Origin of the sequence: Halorussus litoreus, from assembly GCF_003382685.1 — an archaeon.
GTDB classification, from domain to species: domain Archaea; phylum Halobacteriota; class Halobacteria; order Halobacteriales; family Haladaptataceae; genus Halorussus; species Halorussus litoreus.
In genome coordinates, this window is the sequence record NZ_QLVG01000031.1 from 91,081 (window position 1) to 97,080 (window position 6,000).

At 69.9% G+C, this 6,000-nt stretch carries 5 protein-coding genes; 2 read left to right on the forward strand and 3 right to left on the reverse strand.

Features of this window, described 5'->3' with window-relative positions:
• The first annotated feature begins 272 nt into the window (after nucleotides 1–272).
• The gene (locus tag DPQ64_RS11465; RefSeq protein WP_115864484.1) at nucleotides 273–1,382 is read left to right on the forward strand and encodes a DUF373 family protein; all 1,110 of its coding nucleotides are present in this window, start codon (nucleotides 273–275) and stop codon (nucleotides 1,380–1,382) included.
• A gap of 35 nt (nucleotides 1,383–1,417) precedes the next feature.
• On the opposite strand, the gene DPQ64_RS11470 is transcribed toward DPQ64_RS11465, so the two are convergent.
• Entirely contained in the window at nucleotides 1,418–2,260 is an 843-nt protein-coding gene (locus tag DPQ64_RS11470; RefSeq protein WP_115864485.1) for a polyprenyl synthetase family protein, read from the reverse strand.
• Nucleotides 2,261–2,550: 290 nt separating this feature from the next.
• Here DPQ64_RS11470 and DPQ64_RS11475 point away from each other — a divergent pair, with 290 nt between their 5' ends.
• On the forward strand, nucleotides 2,551–4,029 hold the full coding sequence (locus DPQ64_RS11475; RefSeq protein WP_115864486.1) for a DUF7827 domain-containing protein: 1,479 nt from the start codon (nucleotides 2,551–2,553) through the stop codon (nucleotides 4,027–4,029).
• Between the two features lie 36 nt (nucleotides 4,030–4,065).
• On the opposite strand, the gene DPQ64_RS11480 is transcribed toward DPQ64_RS11475, so the two are convergent.
• Nucleotides 4,066–4,680: an ArsR/SmtB family transcription factor gene (locus tag DPQ64_RS11480; protein ID WP_115864487.1), complete on the reverse strand. Its 615-nt coding sequence runs from the start codon at nucleotides 4,678–4,680 to the stop codon at nucleotides 4,066–4,068.
• 77 nt (nucleotides 4,681–4,757) lie between these two features.
• A partial coding sequence (locus tag DPQ64_RS11485) for a S8 family serine peptidase (protein WP_368276074.1) occupies nucleotides 4,758–6,000 on the reverse strand: 1,243 nt, incomplete at its 5' end.

Sequence of the window (6,000 nt, forward strand, 5' to 3'; positions counted from 1 at the left end):
CGCGTCCCTCCGCCCAGCCCCGCACAGCACCGCGACAGCCTCACGCCTCCCCAGCTTCCTCGTGCGGTTGGGCGCGGCGCACGAGCGCCGCGCCCGGACGCGCGCCAGCGTGGGGTTCGTGCTGGCGTGAAGAGTGGGTAAACATTTCGCTGGGTGGGATTTCAGAGTTGTCGTGCGAGGGGGAACTAACCCCCGCGTCACTCACGGCTTCCGTTCCGTCCTCTGGGAACCGTCCCGAAAAGAGTTAAACCCCGGACGCATAGCCCCCGACAATGCTGCTGGTCCTCTGCGTGGACCTCGACGACGACCTCGGCCGGAAGACCGAGTTCGACACGCCGGTCGTCGGCCGCGACGAGGTCGAAGCCGCCGCGGTGTCGCTCGCCACCGTGGACCCCGAGGACAGCGACGTGAACGTCCTGTTCGAGGGCATCCACCTCGCGGACCGCATCGAGGACGAGACCGTCGAGGTCGCGGTGGTGACCGGCACCGACTCGGGCGACGTCGCGGCGAACCGGGCGGTCGGCGAGGAGGTCGACGAGGTGCTGGCTGGCCTCTCGACCAGCGAGGAGGTCCGGTCGGTCGTCGTCACCGACGGCGCGCAAGACGAGAGCGTCATCCCGGTCATCCGCTCACGGGTCCAGATCGACGGCGTGCGCCGGGTGGTGGTCCGACAGGCGCAGGATCTCGAATCGATGTACTACACCATCAAGCAGGTGCTCGACGACCCCGAGACTCGCGGCACCATCCTCGTCCCGCTGGGCATCCTGCTGCTCATCTACCCGCTCGCCATCATCTCGGACGCGCTCGGCCTGCCCGGCGCGGCGGTGTTCGGCGTCACCTCCGGCCTGCTCGGCCTCTACGTCCTCGGCAGAGGCCTCGGCGTCGAGCGACTCCTCGACCGCGCGGCCGAGCAGGCTAGAAACAGCCTCTACGCAGGCCGAGTGACGCTCATCACCTACGTCGTCGCGGCCGCGCTGCTGGTCATCGGCGGCGTCCGGGGCGTCGAGACGCTCGAAGCCGTGCAGGGCGAGACCGGCGACACCGCGGGTCCGCTCCGGGTGCTCGCCGCGCTGGTGTACGGTGCGGTGACGTGGTTCACCGCTGCGGGAATCACCACCAGCCTCGGCCAGATCACCGACGAGTACCTGGCCGACCGCTTCCGGTGGCGCTACCTCAACGCGCCCTTCTACGTCCTCTCCATCGCGGTCGTCCTCCACGCCATCAGCGCCTACTTCCTTCATCGGGTCCCGCTCGACCTCCCGCGGCTGACCTACCTCGCGGTGATGCTCACGGTCGGGACCCTGCTGGGGCTGACCAGCACGCTCGCGTTCGCCATCGCGGAGTCCCGCCGATCCAAGCGCGCGGAAAAGCAGGTCAGCTAGACGGTCGCTCCGATTCGTGATCGCGGGCCCCGATCCTAATGTTCGCGCCTTACCACGAACGCCGCGAGATCGCGGAGGTAGTCGGTCGCGGTCGGGTCGAGCGTCTCCGCGCGGTCGAGCGCGGCGAGCGCGGCTTCCGACTCCTCACGGGCGAGCGCGTCGGCCGCCTCGGCGTCCATATTCGTCACCTGAACGATAGAGGGCCGACCCATCTCGGCGTCGTGACCCGTGGGCTTGCCGAGGTCGTCGGCGTCCGCCGTGGCGTCGAGCACGTCGTCGCGAATCTGGAACGCGACGCCGACCTTCTGTGCGTACTCGCCGAATGCCTCCACGGTCGCTGGGTCGGCGTCGGCAGCTATCGCGCCCAACTCGGCCGCCGCGCGGAACAGCGCGCCGGTCTTCCGTCGAGCGAGTTCCATGTACCCCTCGCGGTCGGTCGGCCGCGCGACCAGTTCGGTGGCCTCGCCCTCGCCGAGTTCCACCATCGCGTCCGCGACCGCCTCCATCGCGCGCGGGTCCGGCGAGAACAGCTCGAACGCCTCGCCGATGAGACCGTCGCTGGCGACGATGGCCGGCGAGTAGCCGAACTCGGCCCACGCGCTCGCGCTCCCGCGTCGAGTGTCCGACCGGTCGATGATGTCGTCGACGACCAGCGAGGCGTCGTGGACCAGCTCGACCCCCACGGCGAAGTCCACGGCGTCGCCGGGTTCGCCCCCTGCGGCCTCGCAGGACAGCACCGTGACGGTCGGCCGGACGCGCTTGCCCCCCGACAGCGCGACGTGGCGGACCTCCGCGGCGAGCTCCGCGGGTTCGACCCGGTTGAGGACCGTCTCGAGGCGCTCCTCGACCAGCGCCCGCCGGGACTCTGGATACTCCATCGCCCGCCACTCAGGACCGGTCGGAAAAGTAGGTGACGATACCATGGCGGGTTCGGCGTCGCCGGCGACCGCCCCGCGCGAAGCTTAAATCGCGGGTTAAGGTAACGTGACAGCTTTTTGGTGTGGGCGTCTCTGTGCGTACGCATGTCCCCGACTCGATCGACGGGCGACTCGCCTTCGACGGGGCGAGCGCCACGGCCCTCCCTACGTAGAATCGGCCTACATACCGACAGACCGTCACGTGCCGGCGATGCGTCGCACGCCGCCAACCCGCGTGCGGAGGTGGTTGGATGACGTCGAGGCGAGCCGGTAGTCTCATCGTCGTCGTGGGCGTCCTCCTCGCCAGCGTGGCGGCTCCCGTCGGTCCGGCGCTCGCGGCGGCGGACACCGCCGAGTTCGACCCGACTATTGTTAGCGTAAGACAGGGTGAAACCGGCTCTATCGGGATTAGCATTCCCGAGACTGCGAACGACTCCTACCGGCTGGCACTCGGTTCGCGGGACGACGAGCTCCTCGTCCGCGCGACGGTCCGCGATGCCGACGGTGACGGCTCGATCACCGTCGACGTCGACACCCGGACAGCGGGCGAGGGCGACCCCGGCGCGTCTCTCGACGTTTCAGACGGTGACGCCCTCCGAAACGCCACTCAAGTGACGCCGGAGAACGATCCGAGTCGGCCACTCCCGGCCGGGACGTACGATCTAAACCTCACGACCGGTGGCGAACTGGTCACGATAGGGACGCTGGTCGTCAGCGGCCCCTACGTGTCCGAGACCGAGACGCCGGAGACGAGCGAGGCCGATGGTCGGGAGACCACGACGGTCCGCGACACCGGGACGAACTTCGTCTACGAGGGTGAGGCCATCACGCTTCGAGCTGGACTGGGGCAGACCGTCCGTGGGGAGACGACACTCGACGCAGGGACCGAAGTCACCGTGAGACTGCGGTCCCCTGAACACAACTTCCTGCGAGCCAAGGAGGTGACGGTCTCGGAATCCGGGGCGTTCGCCGCCACGTTCGACATGGGCGGCGTAGACCCGGACGCGACGTTCGGGGCTCACGTCCATCAGGACGGGACGATCCTCGCGTCCGCTGACGGCCGGGTCGTCGACTGCTCGGAAGGCTGCGAGCAGGCCACCACGACCGACGAAAACGGTGACGCCACGACGACTCTGCCAGCCGACGAGATTGCCGCCCAGTCCGTCGTCGAGGTCACGCGAGCGAAGACCGCACGCATCCCGGTGACGTTCGGCGACGCCGAGGCACTCACCGTGTCCATCGGCGGCCCCGCGGTCAACTACGTCGTCACAGGGACGGTCCGGGACAGCGACGGTGACGGTCGGGCAGTCGTGCGCTTCCACACCGACACCGCCGGGTTCGACGCGCCGACACTCAGCAGCTCGGACGACCTCCGGCAGAACGACGAGTCGTCGCTGTCGGCGACACTAGCTGCCGGAAGCTATCCCGTAAAGCTGTACGGCGGTCAGAACGCGACGGGTGAACCGGCGACGGTGGGTCGTCTCGTGGTGTACGAGGCGGGCACGTCGCCCTCGACCGAAACGACCGAGACGCTAGAGGCAACCGAGACGCTAGAGACGACCGAGGATCCGTCCACCCCCACCCGAACGACAGTCGGAAGCGTCGACCGAAGCACGCCGAGCGACGTCGACGACAGAGGTCGGCTGCTCGGCGGATTCGGCATGATCGCGGTCGGTGGCGTGCTGGCGGTCGTCGGCATCGGCGTCCTGCTCGGACTGTTCCGTCGCTGACGCTCGCCGTCCGACTACGTTCCTGCTTTTACGGACCTACCGCTCCGTCACGGTCACGGCGACCGCGGCCACCACCAGACAGCCTACGAAGAAGACGACTCCGGGTTCCGCGAGGTCGAACACGACCCACGCGATAGTCTCGCGGGCCGTGGTCGCGTCGGCGTTCGGGCTGGCCGGTCCGACCACGTTCCCGCGTCCGATGGCCGGGCTGGCGAGCCGCTCGGTGCCCAACTGGACGAGCAAGCTCGCCGCCCCAAGGATACCCAGCCCGCCGACCACGTCGGCGAGCGAGCGCTGGACCTGCGGTCGGATGTCGTGGTCGCCCACCAGCACGAGGGGGTCGGTGGCGGGAGCGTAGACGGTCATCTCGTTGCCCTTCTCGGAGTAGCGGGTGTCGACCGGCGCGATCAGCCCGGCCTCCTCCAGCGTCGAGAGGTGGTAATGGAGGTTCTGGACCGAGGTGTCGACGCGGTCGGCGATCTCCGAGGGCGTTCCGGGGGCCTCGAACAGCGTGCGGTACACCTCCCGGCGGGTGTCGGGGCCGAGCGCGTCGAGCACGTCGTCGGTCTCCTCGCCCTCGACGTCGAGGACGCGTAGCTGCTCGTCGCCGCTGGCGGTCCGGTCCTGCAACCGTTCGATGAGTCCCGACATGTGCGACCTCTGTTGTCGTCGGCTGGGTAACCCGGCCACTAAGACCTGTCCATAGCTTAAATCCGGATTTAACTCGTTTAGTCGCGCTCTCCCCTGTTTGCTGGGTCGGTCGCGTTGTCCGCCACGCCGACGGCCCGACTCAGAACGACGCGTCCGTGGCCCGCCACGGGGTCGACGCCGGGCCGACCCGCGTCGACCGCGGTGCGTTCGAGTCGCCGCTCGACCTGCTCGGGCGCGAGGTCGGGGTTGGCGTCGACGACCAGCGCGGCCACGCCCCCGGCGTACGCGGCCGCAGCCGAGGAGCCGACGAACCCCTCCGCGTCGGCGACGTCGGGGTCGCTCGGGGCGACCACGTCGACCCCGGTCCGGCCGTCGGGCGTCGGCCCGCGGGAGCTGAACGGCTCGACCCGGTCGTCCCGCGCGTCGTAGGCACCCACCGAGAGTACCTCCGAAGCGGTCGCCGGAGCGACGACGCTGCCAGCTGGCCTGAGATACTGGAAGCCGTGGGTCGGCGAGGAGAGTTCGACCCGCGCGCCGGTCGCGTTCGCCGGCCCGCGCACGGTGACGAAGTAGGCTCCGGACTGGACGCGGGCCACGATGCGCTCGTTCGCCACGCCGTCGCCGGGGTAGGTGCGCGACCGGGCGACCAGCCGGGTGTCTTGGCCGTTCGTCCAGTACAGCTCCGCGGTGTAGCCCTCGTCGCGGTGGGCGTCGTCCCACGACAGCCAGACCGTCACGTCGCGGTCGTCTCCCCGAAGGTAGTTGCGCGTCCGGGAGTGGCTGGCACGGTCGCCGCTCGCACTGTCGCCGAACGAGAGCGTCCCGTTCCCGGCCGGTCGGTAGCGGCCCGACCAGTGGCCGCGGGCAAGGTTCCCCGTCGGCGCGACGAAGACGACTCCCTGATCGGTCGCGTTCGCCGCGACCTCGGCGACCGGTGCCGAGCCGTCGCCGGCCATCCCGTAGAACGACACCGGCGCGACGATCACGTCCACGTCCTCGGCGACGAGCCACTCGACCGCCTCGCGGTAGCCTTCCGGGGAGTCGAACGTCGCCAGACGAAGGTCGGCGCCGGGCGCGACGCGCGCCACGGTCTCGGCCGCCGCGGTGCCGTGGGCGTCGTTGCCGTCGTTGCGAACCGACTCCCCGGTCCCGAACGACCGCGCGGACACGACCCGCTCGTCGAGCGCGCTCGCTGTGGTGTCGAACCCGGTCACGTCCACCACGCCGACGGTCACGTTTTCGCCGGTCACGCCCGCAGCGTGGAGCGCCGAGACGTTCGAGTCCCCCGAGGCGGCGGGGCTGTCGGCGGACGCCGACCGG

Bases quoted from the DNA above. Each gene is read 5' to 3' on its own strand.
- DPQ64_RS11470 (WP_115864485.1), bottom strand. From the start codon at position 2,260: ATGGAGTATCCAGAGTCCCGGCGGGCGCTGGTCGAGGAGCGCCTCGAG.
- DPQ64_RS11480 (WP_115864487.1), bottom strand. From the start codon at position 4,680: ATGTCGGGACTCATCGAACGGTTGCAGGACCGGACCGCCAGCGGCGAC.
- DPQ64_RS11465 (WP_115864484.1), top strand. From the start codon at position 273: ATGCTGCTGGTCCTCTGCGTGGACCTCGACGACGACCTCGGCCGGAAG.
- DPQ64_RS11475 (WP_115864486.1), top strand. From the start codon at position 2,551: ATGACGTCGAGGCGAGCCGGTAGTCTCATCGTCGTCGTGGGCGTCCTC.